This is a genomic window from Mycobacterium canetti CIPT 140010059, from assembly GCF_000253375.1.
In the GTDB taxonomy this organism is placed as follows: Bacteria; Actinomycetota; Actinomycetes; order Mycobacteriales; family Mycobacteriaceae; genus Mycobacterium; species Mycobacterium tuberculosis.
Genome location: NC_015848.1, coordinates 4,053,796 through 4,071,032 on the forward strand (window position 1 = coordinate 4,053,796; position 17,237 = coordinate 4,071,032).

A 17,237-nucleotide genomic window follows, 5' to 3' on the forward strand; every position below is an offset into this window, starting at 1 on the left:
CACTTGCTTTGTTAGGAGCGTCCGTTGATAAACGATCTGCGCACCGTGCCCGCGGCGCTGGATCGTCTCGTGCGCCAGCTACCCGACCACACGGCGTTGATCGCCGAGGACCGACGCTTCACGTCGACCGAGCTGCGCGACGCGGTCTACCGCGCCGCGGCGGCGTTGATCGCCCTCGGTGTCGAACCCGGAGACCGGGTGGCCATCTGGTCGCCGAACACCTGGCACTGGGTGGTGGCCTGCCTGGCGATCCAGCACGCCGGCGCCGCGGTGGTGCCGTTGAACACGCGCTACACCGCGACAGAAGCCACCGACATCTTGGCCCGAGCCGGTGCGCCGGTGCTGTTCGCGGCGGGCCTCTTCCTGGGCGTCGACCGGGCGGCCGGCCTGCACCGGGCCGCGCTGCCCGCGTTGCGGCACGTCGTGCGGGTGCCGGTCGAAGCCGACGACGGGTCCTGGGGTGAGTTCATCGCGACGGGTGCCGGGGCCCTGGATGCCGTCCCAGCCCGTGCCGCCGCCGTCACGCCGCACGATGTCAGCGACATCCTGTTCACCTCCGGCACCACCGGCCGCAGCAAGGGCGTGCTGTGCGCGCACCGGCAGTCGCTGTCGGCCTCGGCATCCTGGGCCGCCATCGGGAAGATCACCAGCGACGACCGCTACCTGTGCATCAACCCGTTCTTCCACAACTTCGGCTACAAGGCCGGCATCCTGGCCTGCCTGCAGACCGGTGCCACGCTGATCCCGCACGTGACGTTCGATCCGCTGCGCGCGCTGCAGGCGATCGAGCGCCACCGCATCACCGTGCTGCCCGGACCGCCGACCATCTACCAGAGCCTGCTCGACCACCCGGCCCGCAACGACTATGACCTAAGTTCGCTGCGGTTCGCGGTCACCGGTGCGGCCACCGTGCCGGTGGTGCTGGTGGAGCGCATGCAGTCCGAACTTGATATCGACATCGTGCTGACCGCCTACGGGTTGACCGAGGCCAACGGGATGGGCACGATGTGCCGCCCCGAGGACGACGCAGTGACCGTTGCGACGACGTGCGGGCGGCCGTTCGCCGACTTTGAGTTGCGCATTGCGGACGACGGGGAAGTGTTGCTGCGCGGGCCGAACGTCATGGTGGGCTATCTGGACGACCCGGAGGCGACCGCGGCCGCCATCGACGCCGACGGCTGGCTGCACACCGGCGACATCGGTGCCGTCGACCAGGCGGGCAACCTGCGCATCACCGACCGCCTGAAGGACATGTACATCTGCGGCGGATTCAACGTCTATCCCGCCGAGGTCGAGCAGGTGCTGGCCCGGATGGACGGCGTCGCGGACGCCGCGGTGATCGGCGTTCCCGACCAGCGGCTGGGCGAGGTCGGCCGGGCGTTCGTGGTGGTGCGCCCCGGCACGGGCCTCGACGAGGCATCGGTGATCGCTTACACCCGTGAACATTTGGCGAACTTCAAGACACCCCGGTCGGTGCGGTTCGTCGACGTACTGCCGCGCAACGCCGCCGGTAAGGTGAGCAAACCACAACTGCGAGAGCTGGGCTAGATGGACCTGAATTTCGACGACGAGACCCTGGCCTTTCAGGCCGAGGTGCGCGAGTTCCTCGCCGCCAATGCCGCATCGATCCCGACGAAGTCCTACGACAATGCGGAAGGCTTTGCACAACACCGTTATTGGGACCGGATACTGTTCGACGCGGGCCTGTCGGTGATCACCTGGCCGGCTAAGTATGGCGGCCGAGACGCGCCGCTGCTGCACTGGATCGTGTTCGAGGAGGAGTACTTTCGCGCCGGCGCCCCGGGCCGGGCCAGCGCCAACGGCACCTCGATGCTGGCGCCGACGCTGTTCGCGCACGGCACAGCCGAACAGCTTGACCGGATCCTGCCGAAAATGGCTAGCGGCGAACAGATCTGGGCGCAGGCCTGGTCGGAGCCGGAATCCGGCAGCGACCTGGCGTCGCTGCGCTCCACCGCGAGCAAGGTCGACGGCGGCTGGCTACTCAACGGGCAGAAGATCTGGAGCTCGCGGGCGCCGTTCGCCGACATGGGTTTTGGGCTGTTCCGCTCCGATCCCGCGGCCGAACGGCACCGCGGGCTCACGTATTTCATGTTCGACCTGAAAGCCAAGGGTGTTACCGTGCGCCCAATCGCCCAACTGGGCGGCGACACCGGTTTCGGTGAGATCTTTCTCGACGACGTGTTCGTCCCCGACCGGGATGTGATCGGGGCACCGAACGACGGATGGCGCGCGGCCATGAGCACGTCAAGCAACGAGCGCGGCATGTCGCTGCGCAGCCCGGCCCGCTTCCTGGCCTCCGCCGAACGGCTGGTCCAGCTGTGGAAGGACCGCGGCTCGCCCCCGGAGTTCGCCGACCAGGTCGCCGACGCCTGGATCAAGGCGCAGGCCTACCGGCTGCAGACCTTCGGCACGGTGACCAGGCTGGCCGCCGGTGGCGAACTGGGGGCGGAATCGTCGGTGACCAAGGTGTTCTGGTCCGAGCTGGACGTGCACTTGCATCAGACCGCGCTCGACCTGCGCGGCGCCGATGGGGAGCTGGCCGGCCCGTGGACCGAGGGGTTGCTGTTCGCCCTGGGCGGCCCGATCTATGCCGGGACCAACGAAATCCAGCGCAACATCATTGCCGAACGGCTGCTGGGCCTGCCACGCGAGAAGAAGTGACCATGGAATTCGCACTCAACGAACAGCAGCGCGACTTCGCGGCCAGCATCGACGCGGCGCTCGGCGCCGCCGACCTGCCCGGCGTCGTCCGTGCTTGGGCTGCCGGTGATGTGGCGCCCGGCCGCAAGGTGTGGCAGCAGTTGGCCAACCTGGGCGTCACCGCGTTGGGCGTAGCGGAGAAGTTCGACGGGCTGGGTGCCAGTCCGGTCGATCTGGTTGTCGCGCTCGAACGTCTCGGGCGCTGGTGCGTGCCCGGCCCGGTCACCGAATCCATTGCCGTGGCACCGATTCTGCTGGCTCATGATGATCAGGCTGAACGCAGCCATGGGCTAGCTTCCGGTGAGCTCATCGCCACCGTGGCCATGCCGCCGCGGGTTCCGCGCGCCGTCGACGCCGACACCGCCGGGCTGGTACTGCTCGCGGGCGATGGCAGCGTCACCGAAGGGACGCCGGGTGATTGCCACCGGTCCGTCGACCCCAGCCGGCGGCTGTATGAGGTGGCGGCATCCGGCCAGGCCTGGCGGGCCCCGAAAGACGTAGTGGCGCGCGCCTATGAGTTCGGGGCGCTGGCCACCGCCGCACAACTGGTCGGCGCCGGGCAGGCGCTGCTGGAGGCCGCCGTCAACTACGCCAAACAGCGCACGCAGTTCGGCCGGGCGATCGGCTCGTATCAGGCCATCAAGCACAAACTCGCCGACGTGCACATTGCGGTCGAGCTGGCCTGCCCCCTGGTTTACGGCGCGGCCGTGTCACTCGAGCCGCGCGATGTCAGCGCCGCCAAAGCCGCCGCGAGCGAGGCGGCTCTGCTGGCGGCGCGCTCGGCGTTGCAGACCCACGGCGCCATCGGGTTCACCTGCGAGCATGACCTGTCGCTGTGGTTGTTGCGGGTGCAGGCGTTGCACTCGGCCTGGGGTACGCCGCAGGAGCATCGGCGGCGAGTGCTGGAGGCGCTATGACCCCCCCAGAAGAACGGCAGATGCTACGGGAAACCGTCGCCTCCCTGGTGGCTAAGCATGCCGGCCCGGCGGCGGTGCGCGCAGCGATGGCCTCCGACCGCGGCTACGACGAATCGCTGTGGCGGCTGCTATGTGAGCAGGTCGGTGCCGCCGCGCTGGTCATTCCGGAGGAGCTGGGCGGCGCGGGCGGTGAACTCGCCGATGCCGCGATCGTCGTGCAGGAGCTGGGCCGGGCGCTGGTGCCTTCTCCGCTGCTGGGCACCACGCTGGCGGAGCTGGCGCTGCTGGCCGCAGCTAAGCCGGATGCGCAAGCACTCACGGAGCTTGCCCAAGGCAGCGCGATCGGCGCGCTGGTGCTGGACCCCGACTACGTGGTCAACGGCGACATCGCCGATATCGTCGTCGCCGCCACCAGCGGGCAGCTGACCAGGTGGACTCGCTTTAGCGCGCAGCCCGTCGCCACCATGGACCCCACTCGCCGGCTGGCCCGCCTGCAATCCGAAGAGACCGAGCCGCTGTGCCCCGATCCCGGAATCGCCGACACCGCAGCAATCCTGTTGGCGGCCGAGCAGATCGGCGCCGCCGAACGTTGCCTGCAGCTGACCGTCGAATACGCCAAGAGCCGAGTGCAATTCGGCCGCCCGATCGGCAGTTTCCAGGCCCTCAAGCATCGGATGGCCGACCTGTATGTGACCATCGCCGCGGCCCGGGCCGTCGTCGCCGACGCCTGCCACGCGCCCACACCCACCAACGCCGCCACCGCGCGGCTGGCCGCCAGCGAGGCGTTGAGCACCGCGGCGGCCGAGGGCATCCAACTGCACGGCGGCATCGCGATCACCTGGGAACACGACATGCACCTGTATTTCAAACGAGCGCACGGCAGTGCACAATTGCTCGAGTCGCCACGAGAGGTGCTGCGCCGTTTGGAATCTGAGGTGTGGGAGTCGCCGTGACGGATCGTGTCGCCCTGCGTGCCGGCGTTCCCCCGTTCTACGTGATGGACGTCTGGTTGGCGGCCGCGGAGCGCCAGCGCACCCATGGGGATCTGGTGAATCTTTCGGCGGGCCAACCCAGTGCGGGCGCTCCGGAACCGGTGCGTGCGGCCGCGGCCGCCGCCCTGCATCTCAACCAGTTGGGATACTCGGTGGCGCTGGGTATTCCGGAGCTGCGCGACGCTATCGCCGCGGATTACCAACGCCGGCATGGCATCACCGTCGAACCCGATGCGGTGGTGATCACCACGGGCTCCTCGGGCGGCTTTCTGCTCGCGTTTCTGGCGTGCTTCGACGCCGGTGATCGGGTCGCGATGGCCAGTCCCGGCTACCCGTGCTACCGGAATATCCTGTCAGCGCTGGGATGTGAGGTCGTGGAGATCCCGTGCGGACCGCAGACCCGATTCCAACCAACCGCGCAGATGCTGGCCGAGATCGACCCACCGCTGCACGGTGTCGTCGTCGCCAGCCCGGCCAACCCGACCGGAACCGTCATCCCGCCCGAAGAACTGGCGGCCATCGCGTCGTGGTGTGACGCATCGGATGTCCGGTTGATCAGTGATGAGGTCTACCACGGCCTGGTGTACCAGGGGGCACCGCAAACCAGCTGCGCCTGGCAGACGTCGCGAAACGCGGTGGTAGTCAACAGCTTTTCCAAGTATTACGCGATGACGGGCTGGCGGCTGGGCTGGCTGCTGGTGCCGACGGTGCTGCGCCGCGCGGTGGACTGCCTGACCGGCAACTTCACCATCTGCCCGCCGGTCTTGTCGCAGATCGCCGCGGTGGCCGCGTTCACCCCGGAGGCGACCGCCGAGGCCGACGGCAACCTGGCCAGCTACGCGATCAACCGCTCGCTGTTGCTGGACGGTCTGCGTCGCATCGGCATCGACCGGCTGGCACCCACCGACGGCGCATTCTACGTCTACGCCGACGTCTCGGACTTCACCAGCGATTCGCTGGCCTTCTGCTCAAAGTTGCTGGCCGACACCGGTGTTGCGATCGCACCCGGAATCGATTTCGACACCGCACGGGGGGGTTCGTTTGTTCGGATGTCGTTTGCCGGGCCAAGCGGCGACATCGAAGAAGCCTTACGGCGCATCGGCTCCTGGCTGCCGAGCCAATAGCTCGTCGATGCGCGTCTCGAGCGCGCCGCGCTCGCCGATATCTGCCACGTTGATCCCGAACCGTTCACTCAGGGTGTCGACAACCGCTGCCGCATCGGCAAGGCGGATCTTCTCGGTACCACCGGCGCGGTGAACGGCAAGGTCGCGGCCAGATAGGTTCCACCGGGCGTCGTCGGTGATCACCGCGGCGGTCAGTCCCGTGACGAACTTCGATGCCGGGTGTGTTGAGGCGTACCAGCTGGCCACTTTCAGATCGATCTGCGGGCGGGTCTGGGTGGTGAATTCGTACAGTGTCTGCCATGTGTCCCGGACCATCGCCTGCAAGACAAAGCCGTCGACGCGGTCCTCGAGCCGATAAGGTTCGTGCGTTGTCGGCTGGACGGCGCCGGTTTCGAGGCGAAGCGGTGAGCTCGGTGTTTGGCCGCCGAATCCGACGTCGACGAGATAGCATCCGCCCGAGCCGGGGAACGTGACCCCCAGCAGGGTGTGCGTCTGCGGCGGCAGGGGCGCGTCCGGCGCGAGCATCCAGACGACGCGGGCGGCGAATCGGCGCACCCGATAGCCGAGTTCGGCCAGCACATAACCCATCAGCCCGTTGTGCTCAAAGCAGTACCCGCCTCGGCGCCGAAGTACCAGCTTGTCGGCCAGCGCCTGTGGACTGAGGTCGTCGACCGGCACCCCCAGCAGCGGGTCGAGGTTCTCGAACGGAATCGTTCGACTGTGCACGGTCACCAGATCCTGCAGAACATCCAGGGTTGGATCGGTAGCGCCGCGATAGTTGATGCGATCGAAGTACGCGGTCAGATCCAGTGCCATGTAGCCATTCTGACCTCGTCGCCGCGTCGGACCGACCGCAGGGTATTCGGGCGTTCGTCGCGCAGCCGGCCAACTATGTCGCACCGATTGTGGTTTGCCACATGAGTTTCTGGGTCGACGGCAAACAAAGTGCCCTCGCAGCGACACGTGTCGGCGGCTACGGCAAACTGCCCGCTGACACTCACCCATCCGGTGGCTGCTCGCGCCATCTGGCCGAATGCCCGGCGGGTCGGAGGATCGGCGCCGGACACAGCAACGCATCATGATGCCTGTTACTGATGCTATGATGATGTCCTCATGCGCACCACTGTCAACATCGACGATCACCTGCTCGCCGAGGCGAAGATTCTCGCCGCGAGAACATCGCGATCGCTGGGAGCAGTACTCGAGGATGCGCTGCGGGCCATGCTGCGGCGGTCCGAGAAGGGATCCGGCAACAGCGAGTTTCACCTGCCGACCCACGGCACCGGAGGCTTGCAGGCCGGTGTCGACTTGGACGACAAGGAAGCCCTCGCCGAACTGATCGGCGACAATGCTGCTCCTTGACGTAAGCGTCTGCATATTCGCCATCCGCGAGGACAGCTGCCCCAACCACGCGACATACCGGACGTGGCTTACCAGACTGCTTACCGGCGACGAACCCGTGGGGATAAGTGAACTCGTGCTATCCGGTGTTATTCGGCTGCTCACCAACCATCGGGTATTTCGGCAGCCGAGCACCACGCAGCAGGCGTTGGACTCATGCCATGCGCTGCGGTCCGCACCAGCCGCCGTCGCGTTACGGCCAGGGCCGCGTCATTGGGGGATCTTCGAATCCCTGTGCGCCGACGTAGGCGCCCGGGCTAATGCGGTGCCGGACGCCTATCACGCCGCACTGGCAATCGAGAACGGCGCGACGTGGATCACCACCGACCGGTCATTTGCCCGGTTTCCGGGCCTACGCTGGCGACTCCCCCTGAGCTGATCGGCGAGTCGGGTAGCCGGGGGGAATCGCACCCCCCGGCTCCCACAGATCCGTACGTGAACCTCTCGGTTCATACGGCTCTTGTCATCTTGATCACCAGACTGCGGGGACGGCGGTGGTCCAGGCCCAGTGGGCGAAGAACTGCGGGTACTGTGCAGTAACCCGCTGCCATGCCTGTTGGAACTGGCGACGTCCCTGCAACCGTCGGTATTTCTTACGGACCCAACGCATCAGGTAGGCGTTGATGCGTGTCAGGAGGGGATACAGCGCCGACCGGTAGAAGGCACCGTAGTAATCCAGCCAACCCCGCACGATCGGGTTGATCCATCGTGCGAGATCACCGAAGGAGGAACCGCTGCGGCGGTGCAGTCGCCAGGACCGCACCTCCCGACTGATCCTAGTCAAGGCGTCCTTGCTGATCGCGGGCAAGAACGACAGGAACATCCTGCCGTCTTTGGTCCGCGCTCCGCGCGCCCGGAAAGTGAACCCCAGGAACGTAAACGAGGTGTGCTCATAGCCACCGCGCCGCTTGCCGTCCTTGCAGTACACGATCCGGGTCTTATCGGGATGCAACCGCAGCCCGACCTCGACCATTCTGCCCTGCAGCGCGGCCAGCACCTGGCGGGCCTGGCGCTCGGTGACACAGTGCACGACCGCGTCATCGACATAGCGTTCGAAGCGGACGCTGGGAAATTCCCTGGCCATCCAGGTGTCGAACGCATAGTGCAGGAACAGGTTTGCCAGCACGGGCGAGACCGGCGACCCTTGCGGGGTACCCCGGTCCCGCCGCTGCAGGGTGCCGTCGGGCAGCGCCACCGGGGCTTGCAACCACCGGCGCACATACAGCATCACCCACGGCAGATCGGTGTTGGCCGCTACCGCCTTGAGCATGAGGTCCCAGGAAACGTCGTCGAAGAACTTCTGGATGTCCAAATCGATCACCCAGTCGGTTTTCCAACAGCGTTGCCGGCATGCCTTCACCGCATCCAGCGCCGAGCGGCCCGGTCGGTAACCATGAGAATCGTCGTGGAAGATCACCTCGACCCTCGACGTCAACTCCTCAGCCACCACCGTTTGCGCTACCCGGTCAGCGATGGTGGGTATGCCCAGCATCCGGGTCCCTCCGCCATGCGGCTTGGGTATCTCCACCGCCCGCACCGGAGGCGGAAAATAGCTCCCCGACGACATCCGGTTCCACACCTTGTACAGATTGTTGCCCAGGTCGGCCTCGAATGCCTCGATCGATACCCCGTCCACACCCGGTGCGCCCTTGTTCGCCCTGACCTTCTCCCATGCCTCCTGGACCGCCCATTTCGAAATCTCAAACGGCTTGCCCGGCGACTTCAACTCGCCCATACGACTCCTCCCCGACCCCAACGAGTCCGGTTGATCCCACGAACACAGTCACAGATGACCCGGCCCCTTCGCTCCATCCCCATTACAGAGACTTCCTCACTACTACGAGCCGGTCCGCCAGCCAGACCCGCAACGGTACTCACACCCGCGCCACGCGCGGGCTGCTCCCTCTCGCCCGCCGGTGACCCGAACGAGCAATGTCGCATCCGGCCTTCTCCCGTTCCATGCAAAAGCCGCAGACCGGGCTCGCGTCGCCTTCATGCCGGACACCGCCTGGCCAATCAGCGGGCACCCGCCAGACTCCTCCCGGGATCGTCTGCACCCCCCGGTTTCGATGCCACCTGTTTTTGTTTCGACACGTCAACAGCGAATCGCTTACGCTCGCCTTCCCGATCCCCACCTGACACGTCATGCGTGCCTTTTCCACATCGCTCACCACGGTCGCGTCACCACTTCCGCAGCATGTGGTGGTTTAAAGCCTCCCCCCGCAGGGCGACTCCGAAGGGCCAACAATCCTTCATCTCTTGCACAGCACCGCTTCAGCAAGCTCTTCCTACATCGAACTCCCCTCCCACGTTCGGGACACACGCAGACGCAAAATCGCCCAACACGCCCGCAAAATGGGCGATTTTGCGTCTGCTCGCGCTACTAGAGCCAGGTGTCCTGGGTGGTGGTGGTGAGGAAAGCCTCCAGGTCGTCGCGCCAGTGCGCCGGCGTGGTCTTTTCCGGCTCGATGCCGGTGTAGTCGCCGCGATAGAACAGCAGCGGCCGCGGATTGACCGCCGGGACCTCTGACAGTGACTCGACGGCACCGAACACCACGAAGTGATCGCCGCCGTCGTGCACCGACGCCACCGTGCAGTCAATGTAGGCCAGCGAACCCTCGATGATCGGTGAGCCTAGTTCCGAAGGGCGCCAATCGATTCCAGTGAACTTGTCGGGCTCCTTGGAACCGAACCGCGCCGAGACATCCTGCTGCTGTTCGGTCAGCACATTAACGCAGAACCGGCCGCTGGCTGCGATGGCCTGCCAGGACCGCGACACCTTAGTGGGGCAGAACAGCACCAACGGCGGGTCCAGCGACAGCGCCGCGAACGACTGGCACGCAAACCCGACGGGCACGTCGTCGTGCACAGTGGTGATGACAGTGATCCCCGTACAGAACTGACCGAGCACGGAGCGGAACGTGCGTGGATCGACCGGCCCAGCGCTCATGGCTAGCCGCGAGCGCCTACGGTGAAATCGTGACCCCATAGGCTGACCGCAGTACTCTCCCGGGCGATCCAGTCCCGATCGTCGACTTGCCTGCCCTCACAACCGAATTCGATGTCGAAGCCACCGGGCGTCTTCATGTAGAACGACAACATCTGGTCGTTGACGTGCCGGCCCAGCGTCGCCGACATCGGCACCTTGCGGCGCAACGCCCGGTCCAGACACAGACCCACGTCGTCGGCCTGCTCGACCTCGACCATCAGGTGCACGATGCCGCTGGACGTCGGCATCGGCAGGAAGGCCAACGAGTGGTGACGCGGGTTACAGCCGAAGAAACGCAGCCAGGCTGGCGGCCCGTCGGCGGGCCGCCCTACCATCTGTGGCGGTAGCCGCATCGAGTCACGCAGCCGAAAGCCGAGCACGTCTCGGTAGAAATGCAACGCCTCAGCATCGTCGCGGGTGGACAGCACCACATGGCCCATACCCTGCTCACCGGTGACGAACCTGTGCCCATACGGGCTGACCACTCGGCGGTGTTCCAGCGCGGTACCGTGGAAGACCTCCAGGCAATTGCCGGAAGGGTCGGCAAACCGGATCATCTCGTCCACCCGGCGATCGGCCAGCTCAGCGGCGGTGGCCTCTTTGTACGGCGTGCCCTCCAAATCCAGGCGGTTCCGGATTTCCTGCAGGCCTTCGGCATTCGCGCATTCCCAACCGGCCTCCAACAGCCTGTCGTGCTCACCGGGCACGACCACCAGCCGGGCCGGAAAGTCATCCATCCGCAGATACAGGGCCCCTTCTGGGGCCCCTTTGCCCTCGACCATGCCCAGGACCTTCAGTCCATACTCCCGCCAGGCAGCCATGTCAGTGGCCTCGATGCGCAGATAGCCCAGCGACCGGATGCTCATCTGCCACCTCCCAGAAATTCAATCGTCAGCTTGTTGAACTCGTCGAACTTCTCCACCTGCACCCAATGCCCACACTGCCCGAATACGTGCAGCTGCGCACGCGGAATCGTTTTCAACGCAACCAGCGCGCCGTCCAGCGGGTTGACCCGGTCCTCACGACCCCAGATCAGCAACACCGGCTGGCGCAGCCGATACACCTCGCGCCACATCATGCCGGCCTCGAAGTCGGCTCCGGCGAACGACTTTCCCATCGCCCGTGTTGCCGTCAACGACTCCGGGGTGCTGGCCAGCGCAAACCGCTGATCCACCAACTCGGGGGTGATCAGGTTCTTGTCGTAGACCATGACCCGCAGGAACGCCTCGAGGTTCTCCCGGGTGGGCGCAACGGAGAACTTCGACAGCCGTTTGACTCCCTCGGTCGGGTCGGGCGCAAACAGGTTGATACTCAGGCCCCCCGGGCCCATCAGTACTAACCGTCCTGCCCTCTCGGGGTAGTCGAGCGCAAACCGGACCGCGGTTCCCCCGCCCAACGAGTTGCCCACCAGCGGTACCCGCCCCAGCCCCAGCTGATCGAAGAGCCCCTTCAGCGCCATCGCGGCATAGCGATTGAACTGGCCGTGCTCGGCCCGCTTGTCGGAATGGCCGTAACCGGGCTGGTCGACGGCCAGCACATGAAAGTGCCGCGCCAGCACCGCGATATTACGCGAGAAGTTCGTCCAGCTCGCCGCGCCGGGCCCACCGCCGTGCAGCAACACCACCGTCTGGTCGTTGCCCACGCCGGCCTCGTGGTAGTGCAGTTTCAGCGGCCCGTCGACGTCCACTTCCGCAAAGCGCGAGGTGGATTCGAACGTCAATTCCTCGGTAGCTGTCATTTCGCCTAGACCAGCTAGACCATGGTGTCGCCGGGCGGCAACCCGAACTCGTGGTTTCCAAAGATCACGTATGCCCGCTCGGGGTCGTTGGCGGCGTGCACCCGACCGGCGTGCGCGTCGCGCCAGAACCGTTGAATCGGAGCCTCATTGGACAACGCGGTGGCACCGGACGCCTCGAACAGCCGGTCGATCGAGGCGATTGAGCGACCGGTGGCGCGCACCTGGTCGCGGCGCGCACGGGCGCGCAGTTCGAACGGAATCTCCTTGCCGGCAGCCAGCAGCGCGTATTCGTCGCTCACATTACCGATCAGTTGGCGCCACGCGGCGTCGATGTCGCTGGCCGCCTCGGCGATACGGACCTTGGCAAACGGGTCGTCTTTGGCCTTTTCCCCGGCGAACGCCGCGCGCACCCGCTTGCCCTGGTGCTCGACGTGCGCGGCGTAGGCACCGTAGGCCATGCCGACAATCGGCGCCGAAATCGTAGTGGGATGCATTGTGCCCCATGGCATTTTATAGACAGGTGCGCTGTTGGTCGCCAGCCCTCCCGCGGTGTGGTCGTTCATCGCCTTGTACGACAAGAACCGGTGCCGGGGCACAAAGACATCCTTGACCACCAGGGTGTTGCTGCCGGTACCACGTAAGCCGACCACGTACCACACGTCCTTGATCTCGTATTCGCTGCGCGGGATCAGGAAACTGCCGAAGTCCACCGGCCGGCCGTCCTTGATGACCGGGCCGCCGACGAACGTCCAGCTGGCATGGTCGCAGCCCGAGGACCAGTTCCACGACCCGTTGACCAGGTAGCCACCGTCGACCACCACGCCCGCCCCCATCGGTGCGTACGAGGACGAGATCCGCGTACTCGGGTCCTCGCCCCAGACCTCCTCTTGGGCCCGTTGGTCGAACAGCGCCAGATGCCAGTTGTGCACGCCGACGATTGAGCTCACCCACCCGGTGGAACCACACACGCTCGCCAGTCGACGCGTCGCCTCGAAGAACAGCGCAGGGTCGCACTGCAGTCCGCCCCACTGCTGCGGCTGCAACAGGGTGAAGAAGCCGACGTCGTCGAGCGCCTTGACGGTCTCGTCGGGCAGCCGCCGCAGATCCTCCGTGGCCTGGGCGCGATCCCGAATCTCCGGCAGCAGATCATCGATGGCAGCCAAGACAGACTGAGCATCACGCTGTTGAATGGACGTCACTTACTTTTGCCTCTCCGGGTTGCGAACTTAGAGAAAGACTAGAACACGTTCCGATTTGTGTCGAGCTAGGTATTCCTGCGGCAGGTAGCGATACCAAATGGGTTTTCTGTAACATGTTCTAGTTATGACGGAAGAGAGGACGGGTCTTGACCGAGGCAATTGGAGACGAGCCACTCGGCGACCACGTCCTTGAACTGCAGATCGCCGAGGTCGTCGACGAAACCGACGAGGCGCGATCGCTGGTCTTCGCGGTGCCCGACGGATCGGACGACCCGGAGATCCCCCCTCGGCGCCTGCGTTACGCCCCCGGCCAATTCTTGACGCTGCGCGTGCCCAGCGAGCGTACCGGTTCGGTGGCGCGCTGCTACTCGTTGTGCAGTTCGCCCTACACCGACGACGCCTTGGCGGTCACGGTCAAACGAACCGCCGACGGGTACGCCTCCAACTGGTTGTGCGATCACGCGCAGGTGGGCATGCGCATCCACGTGCTGGCCCCGTCGGGCAACTTCGTCCCCACAACCCTCGACGCCGATTTCCTCCTGCTGGCAGCGGGTAGCGGCATCACCCCGATCATGTCGATCTGCAAATCGGCGCTTGCCGAGGGCGGTGGACAGGTGACGCTGCTCTACGCCAACCGCGACGACCGCTCGGTCATCTTCGGAGACGCGCTGCGCGAGTTGGCGGCGAAGTATCCCGACCGGCTCACGGTGCTGCACTGGCTAGAGTCGCTGCAGGGGCTGCCGAGCGCGAGCGCGCTGGCCAAGCTCGTCGCGCCCTACACCGACCGGCCGGTGTTCATCTGTGGGCCCGGCCCGTTCATGCAGGCGGCCCGGGACGCCCTGGCGGCGCTGAAAGTGCCCGCCCAACAGGTGCACATCGAGGTGTTCAAGTCGCTGGAATCGGATCCGTTCGCGGCCGTCAAGGTCGACGACAGCGGTGACGAGGCGCCGGCGACCGCGGTGGTGGAACTCGACGGCCAAACCCACACCGTCTCCTGGCCGCGCACCGCCAAGCTGCTCGACGTGCTGCTGGCCGCGGGCCTGGACGCGCCGTTCTCCTGCCGGGAAGGCCACTGCGGTGCGTGTGCGTGCACCCTGCGCGCCGGCAAAGTGAATATGGAAGTCAACGACGTGCTCGAGCAGCAGGATCTCGATGAGGGACTGATTTTGGCCTGTCAATCTCGCCCGGAATCTGATTCGGTGGAAGTGACCTACGACGAGTAGTCCCGGAAGGGAGCGAGATGACGCGGCTGATACCGGGTTGCACGCTCGTCGGGCTGATGCTGACGTTACTGCCCGCGCCCACCTCGGCGGCCGGGAGCAACACCGCCACCACCCTGTTCCCGGTCGACGAGGTCACCCAGCTGGAGACGCACACCTTCCTCGATTGCCACCCCAACGGCAGCTGCGACTTCGTCGCTGGAGCAAATCTGCGCACACCCGACGGCCCGACGGGCTTTCCGCCCGGGTTGTGGGCGCGCCAAACCACCGAGATCCGCTCGACGAACCGGTTGGCCTATCTGGACGCGCACGCCACCAGCCAGTTCGAACGGGTAATGAAGGCGGGCGGATCCGACGTGATCACCACCGTCTACTTCGGCGAGGGTCCGCCGGACAAATACCAGACCACCGGGGTCATCGACTCGACCAATTGGTCGACCGGTCAACCGATGACCGACGTCAACGTCATCGTGTGTACACACATGCAGGTGGTCTACCCGGGGGTCAACCTCACCTCGCCCAGCACCTGCGCGCAAGCCAACTTTTCCTAGTTATAGCTAGGACTCGTCCTGGTACTCGCTGAGCCGGTAAATCAACGCGGCAGACCCAGCAGCCGTTCGGCGGCCACCGTCAACAGGATCTGCTCGGTACCGCCGGCTATCGTCAGGCACCGGGTGTTGAGGAAGTCGTACACCGCGCGGTTCTCGACGAGCCCGCCCCCGTCGGACACCTCCATCAGGTATTCGGCCAGCGCCTGTCGGTAGCGCACGCCGATCAGTTTGCGGACGCTGGATTGCGCCCCCGGATCCTGGCCGCCGACGGCCAACTCGGCGATCCGCCGGTCCAACAGCGCACCGGCCTGAGCCAGCAGGATCAGCCTGCCCAGCCGATCTTGCTGCGCGACATCGAGTTCCATGTCACCCAAGACCTTGAGCAGCTCTTCCATCGGGTTGCCCAGCGCGGTCCCGGTGGCCATCGCGACCCGCTCGTTGGCTAGCGTGGTGCGCGCCAGCCGCCAGCCGTCGTTCACGGCGCCGACGACCATCTCGTCGGGGACGAACACATTGTCCAGGAAGACCTCGTTGAACAGCGAGTCGCCGGTGATCTCGCGCAGCGGTCGGATCTCAATTCCCGGTGTGGTCATGTCCACCAGGAAGTAGGTAATGCCCTTGTGCTTCGGAGCATCCGGGTCGGTGCGCGCCAGGCACACCCCCCACCGAGCCTTGTGAGCCGCCGACGTCCACACCTTCTGTCCGGTGAGCAGCCAGCCGCCGTCAGCCCGCACCGCCTTGGTACGCAGCGACGCCAGGTCCGAACCGGCCCCCGGCTCGGAAAATAGCTGACACCAAAGGAATTCACCGCGCATGGTGGCCGGGACGAAACGTTCGATCTGTTCCGGCGTGCCGTGTTCAAGGATGGTCGGCGCCGCCCACCAGCCGATCACCAGGTCCGGGCGCTCAACCTTGGCCGCGGCCAGTTCCTGATCGATCAGCAGTTGCTCGGCCGGGGACGCGCCGCGCCCGTACGGCGCCGGCCAGTGCGGCGCCAGCAGGCCGGTGTCCGCCAGCGCCACCTGACGTTTCTCCTCGGGCAACGCGGCCACCTCGGCGACCGCCGCCGCGATCTCCGGTCGCAGGCCGGCCACCTCGGCCAGGTCGACGCCCAAGCGACGACGGACACCGGCCTGGGTCAGCGCCGTAACCCGACGCAGCCAGCGCCCGGATCCACCGAGGAACCCACCGATTCCGTGGGCCCGGCGCAGATACAAATGCGCGTCGTGCTCCCAGGTGCAGCCGATACCACCGAGCACCTGGATACAGTCCTTGGCGTTGGCTTTGGCGGCGTCGATGCCGATGCTCGCGGCCACCGCCGCGGCGATCGAAAGTTGGGTGCCATCGGAATCGGCTGCGGCGCGGGCCGCATCGGCGGCGGCCACATCGGCCTGCTCGGCACGGCACAACATCTGAGCACACAGGTGCTTGACAGCCTGGAAGCTGCCGATCGGCTTGCCGAATTGCTCCCGCACCTTGGCGTAGGCAACCGCGGTATCGAGCGTCCATCGAGCCACCCCGGCCGCCTCGGCCGCCAGCACGGTAGCGGCCAGGTCTTCCACCCGCTCCCCCGACACCTCCAGAACGGTGACCGGTGCCGATGTCAGCACCATCCGGGCCAGCGGCAGCGAAAAGTCGGTGGCCCGCAGCGGCTCCACTACGACCTCGTCGCAAGCAGTGTCCACCAGCAGCCAATTCCCGTCGGCCGGCAACAGCACGACGCCGCCGGGCGCGCCACCAAGCACTCGGCCGACGGTGCCCGACGCGGTCGACGTCTTCGGGTCGACCTGCACGCCACCGTCGATAGCCACCCCGGCGAACCGTTCACCCGACGCTAGCGCGCTGCGCAGCTTGGGATCGGAGACAACCAAAGTGGCCACCGCGGTGGTCGCGACCGGCCCCGGTACCAACGCCCTGGCCGCCTCGTCGACCATCGCACACAGGTCCTCGATGCTGCCGCCAGCTCCGCCACAATCCTCTGGGACGGCGACACCGAAGAGGCCCAGGCCCGCCAGCCCGGCGAACACCGGCCGCCATGCGTCCGCATTTCCTTCTTCGAAGCCGTATTCCATGTCGCGGACCGCCGCAGTCGCGGCCGCACCTGAGGCCGCGGTGCGGGCCCAGCCGCGCACCAACTCACGAGCCGCGGATTGTTCGTCGGTGACGGTCGCTACCACCTGCAGACCTCCGCGTCGACAATTTCACATAGCAATGGAGCGTTCTTGCCCACTAGAACGTGTTCTAATAGTGCTAACGATCAACCGTCAAGTCGAAGGCAATAACTCCAGCACATGTCGTCGTCTCGGCTGTCGGGAGGTGGGAAATCTACACACAGCATGCGTATCGTTTGCAAACGAACCGCCCGGAAGAGGAGCTGCCCGCTAC

General features: G+C 66.0%; 17 protein-coding genes. 9 read left to right on the forward strand and 8 right to left on the reverse strand.

Annotated features, from left to right (window positions below; genetic code table 11):
* The first annotated feature begins 24 nt into the window (after nucleotides 1-24).
* Genes fadD3 through MCAN_RS18770 form a run of 5 tightly spaced genes read left to right on the forward strand, consistent with a single transcriptional unit; the run spans nucleotide 25 to nucleotide 5,754 of the window.
* Entirely contained in the window at nucleotides 25-1,548 is a 1,524-nt protein-coding gene (fadD3, locus tag MCAN_RS18750) for a 3-((3aS,4S,7aS)-7a-methyl-1,5-dioxo-octahydro-1H-inden-4-yl)propanoate--CoA ligase FadD3 (protein ID WP_014001806.1), read from the forward strand.
* Nucleotides 1,549-2,682: an acyl-CoA dehydrogenase family protein gene (locus tag MCAN_RS18755; protein WP_014001807.1), complete on the forward strand. Its 1,134-nt coding sequence runs from the start codon at nucleotides 1,549-1,551 to the stop codon at nucleotides 2,680-2,682.
* The gene (locus MCAN_RS18760; RefSeq protein WP_014001808.1) at nucleotides 2,679-3,638 is read left to right on the forward strand and encodes an acyl-CoA dehydrogenase family protein; all 960 of its coding nucleotides are present in this window, start codon (nucleotides 2,679-2,681) and stop codon (nucleotides 3,636-3,638) included. Before MCAN_RS18755 ends, MCAN_RS18760 begins: the two co-directional genes overlap by 4 nt.
* Nucleotides 3,635-4,591, forward strand: coding sequence for an acyl-CoA dehydrogenase IpdE2 (ipdE2, locus tag MCAN_RS18765; protein WP_003419352.1), 957 nt, complete (start codon nucleotides 3,635-3,637; stop codon nucleotides 4,589-4,591). Before MCAN_RS18760 ends, ipdE2 begins: the two co-directional genes overlap by 4 nt.
* Nucleotides 4,588-5,754: a pyridoxal phosphate-dependent aminotransferase gene (locus MCAN_RS18770; RefSeq protein ID WP_014001809.1), complete on the forward strand. Its 1,167-nt coding sequence runs from the start codon at nucleotides 4,588-4,590 to the stop codon at nucleotides 5,752-5,754. Before ipdE2 ends, MCAN_RS18770 begins: the two co-directional genes overlap by 4 nt.
* On the opposite strand, the gene nat is transcribed toward MCAN_RS18770, so the two are convergent.
* Both nat and MCAN_RS18780 read right to left on the reverse strand, forming a co-directional pair.
* Nucleotides 5,719-6,570 carry an arylamine N-acetyltransferase gene (gene nat, locus MCAN_RS18775; RefSeq protein ID WP_014001810.1) on the reverse strand — a complete coding sequence of 284 codons (852 nt, stop codon included), beginning with the start codon at nucleotides 6,568-6,570 and terminating at the stop codon, nucleotides 5,719-5,721. The genes MCAN_RS18770 and nat overlap by 36 nt on opposite strands.
* Complete coding sequence (locus MCAN_RS18780) at nucleotides 6,555-6,821, reverse strand: hypothetical protein (RefSeq protein WP_003419367.1); 267 nt, start codon at nucleotides 6,819-6,821, stop codon at nucleotides 6,555-6,557. Before MCAN_RS18780 ends, nat begins: the two co-directional genes overlap by 16 nt.
* A 46-nt stretch (nucleotides 6,822-6,867) precedes the next feature.
* On the opposite strand from MCAN_RS18780, the gene MCAN_RS18785 reads away from it, so the two are divergent.
* A complete protein-coding gene (locus MCAN_RS18785; protein WP_041180166.1) occupies nucleotides 6,868-7,116 on the forward strand; it encodes a type II toxin-antitoxin system VapB family antitoxin in 249 nt (82 codons plus the stop codon).
* Nucleotides 7,103-7,534: a type II toxin-antitoxin system VapC family toxin gene (locus MCAN_RS18790; protein WP_015303952.1), complete on the forward strand. Its 432-nt coding sequence runs from the start codon at nucleotides 7,103-7,105 to the stop codon at nucleotides 7,532-7,534. The genes MCAN_RS18785 and MCAN_RS18790 overlap by 14 nt, the downstream gene beginning before the upstream one ends.
* Before the next feature lie 93 nt (nucleotides 7,535-7,627).
* Here MCAN_RS18790 and ltrA read toward each other — a convergent pair whose 3' ends face one another.
* The 5 genes from ltrA to hsaA form a co-directional block, all read right to left on the reverse strand.
* Complete coding sequence (gene ltrA, locus MCAN_RS18795) at nucleotides 7,628-8,890, reverse strand: group II intron reverse transcriptase/maturase (RefSeq protein ID WP_014001811.1); 1,263 nt, start codon at nucleotides 8,888-8,890, stop codon at nucleotides 7,628-7,630.
* Nucleotides 8,891-9,538: 648 nt separating this feature from the next.
* Entirely contained in the window at nucleotides 9,539-10,105 is a 567-nt protein-coding gene (hsaB, locus tag MCAN_RS18800; protein WP_014001812.1) for a 3-hydroxy-9,10-secoandrosta-1,3,5(10)-triene-9,17-dione monooxygenase reductase subunit, read from the reverse strand.
* Between the two features lie 2 nt (nucleotides 10,106-10,107).
* Nucleotides 10,108-11,010, reverse strand: coding sequence for an iron-dependent extradiol dioxygenase HsaC (hsaC, locus tag MCAN_RS18805; RefSeq protein ID WP_014001813.1), 903 nt, complete (start codon nucleotides 11,008-11,010; stop codon nucleotides 10,108-10,110).
* Nucleotides 11,007-11,882, reverse strand: a complete 876-nt coding sequence (gene hsaD, locus MCAN_RS18810) for a 4,5:9,10-diseco-3-hydroxy-5,9,17-trioxoandrosta-1(10),2-diene-4-oate hydrolase (protein WP_014001814.1) — start codon at nucleotides 11,880-11,882, stop codon at nucleotides 11,007-11,009. Before hsaD ends, hsaC begins: the two co-directional genes overlap by 4 nt.
* 14 nt (nucleotides 11,883-11,896) lie before the next feature.
* Nucleotides 11,897-13,081, reverse strand: coding sequence for a 3-hydroxy-9,10-secoandrosta-1,3,5(10)-triene-9,17-dione monooxygenase oxygenase subunit (gene hsaA, locus MCAN_RS18815; RefSeq protein ID WP_003419383.1), 1,185 nt, complete (start codon nucleotides 13,079-13,081; stop codon nucleotides 11,897-11,899).
* Between the two features lie 146 nt (nucleotides 13,082-13,227).
* Here hsaA and kshB point away from each other — a divergent pair, with 146 nt between their 5' ends.
* Together kshB and MCAN_RS18825 are read left to right on the forward strand one after the other, a co-directional pair.
* On the forward strand, nucleotides 13,228-14,304 hold the full coding sequence (kshB, locus tag MCAN_RS18820; RefSeq protein WP_014001815.1) for a 3-ketosteroid-9-alpha-hydroxylase reductase subunit: 1,077 nt from the start codon (nucleotides 13,228-13,230) through the stop codon (nucleotides 14,302-14,304).
* Nucleotides 14,305-14,321: 17 nt separating this feature from the next.
* Complete coding sequence (locus MCAN_RS18825; protein ID WP_003419389.1) at nucleotides 14,322-14,852, forward strand: hypothetical protein; 531 nt, start codon at nucleotides 14,322-14,324, stop codon at nucleotides 14,850-14,852.
* Nucleotides 14,853-14,893: 41 nt separating this feature from the next.
* On the opposite strand, the gene MCAN_RS18830 is transcribed toward MCAN_RS18825, so the two are convergent.
* On the reverse strand, nucleotides 14,894-17,029 hold the full coding sequence (locus MCAN_RS18830) for an acyl-CoA dehydrogenase (protein WP_003419394.1): 2,136 nt from the start codon (nucleotides 17,027-17,029) through the stop codon (nucleotides 14,894-14,896).
* Nucleotides 17,030-17,237: the final 208 nt, after the last annotated feature.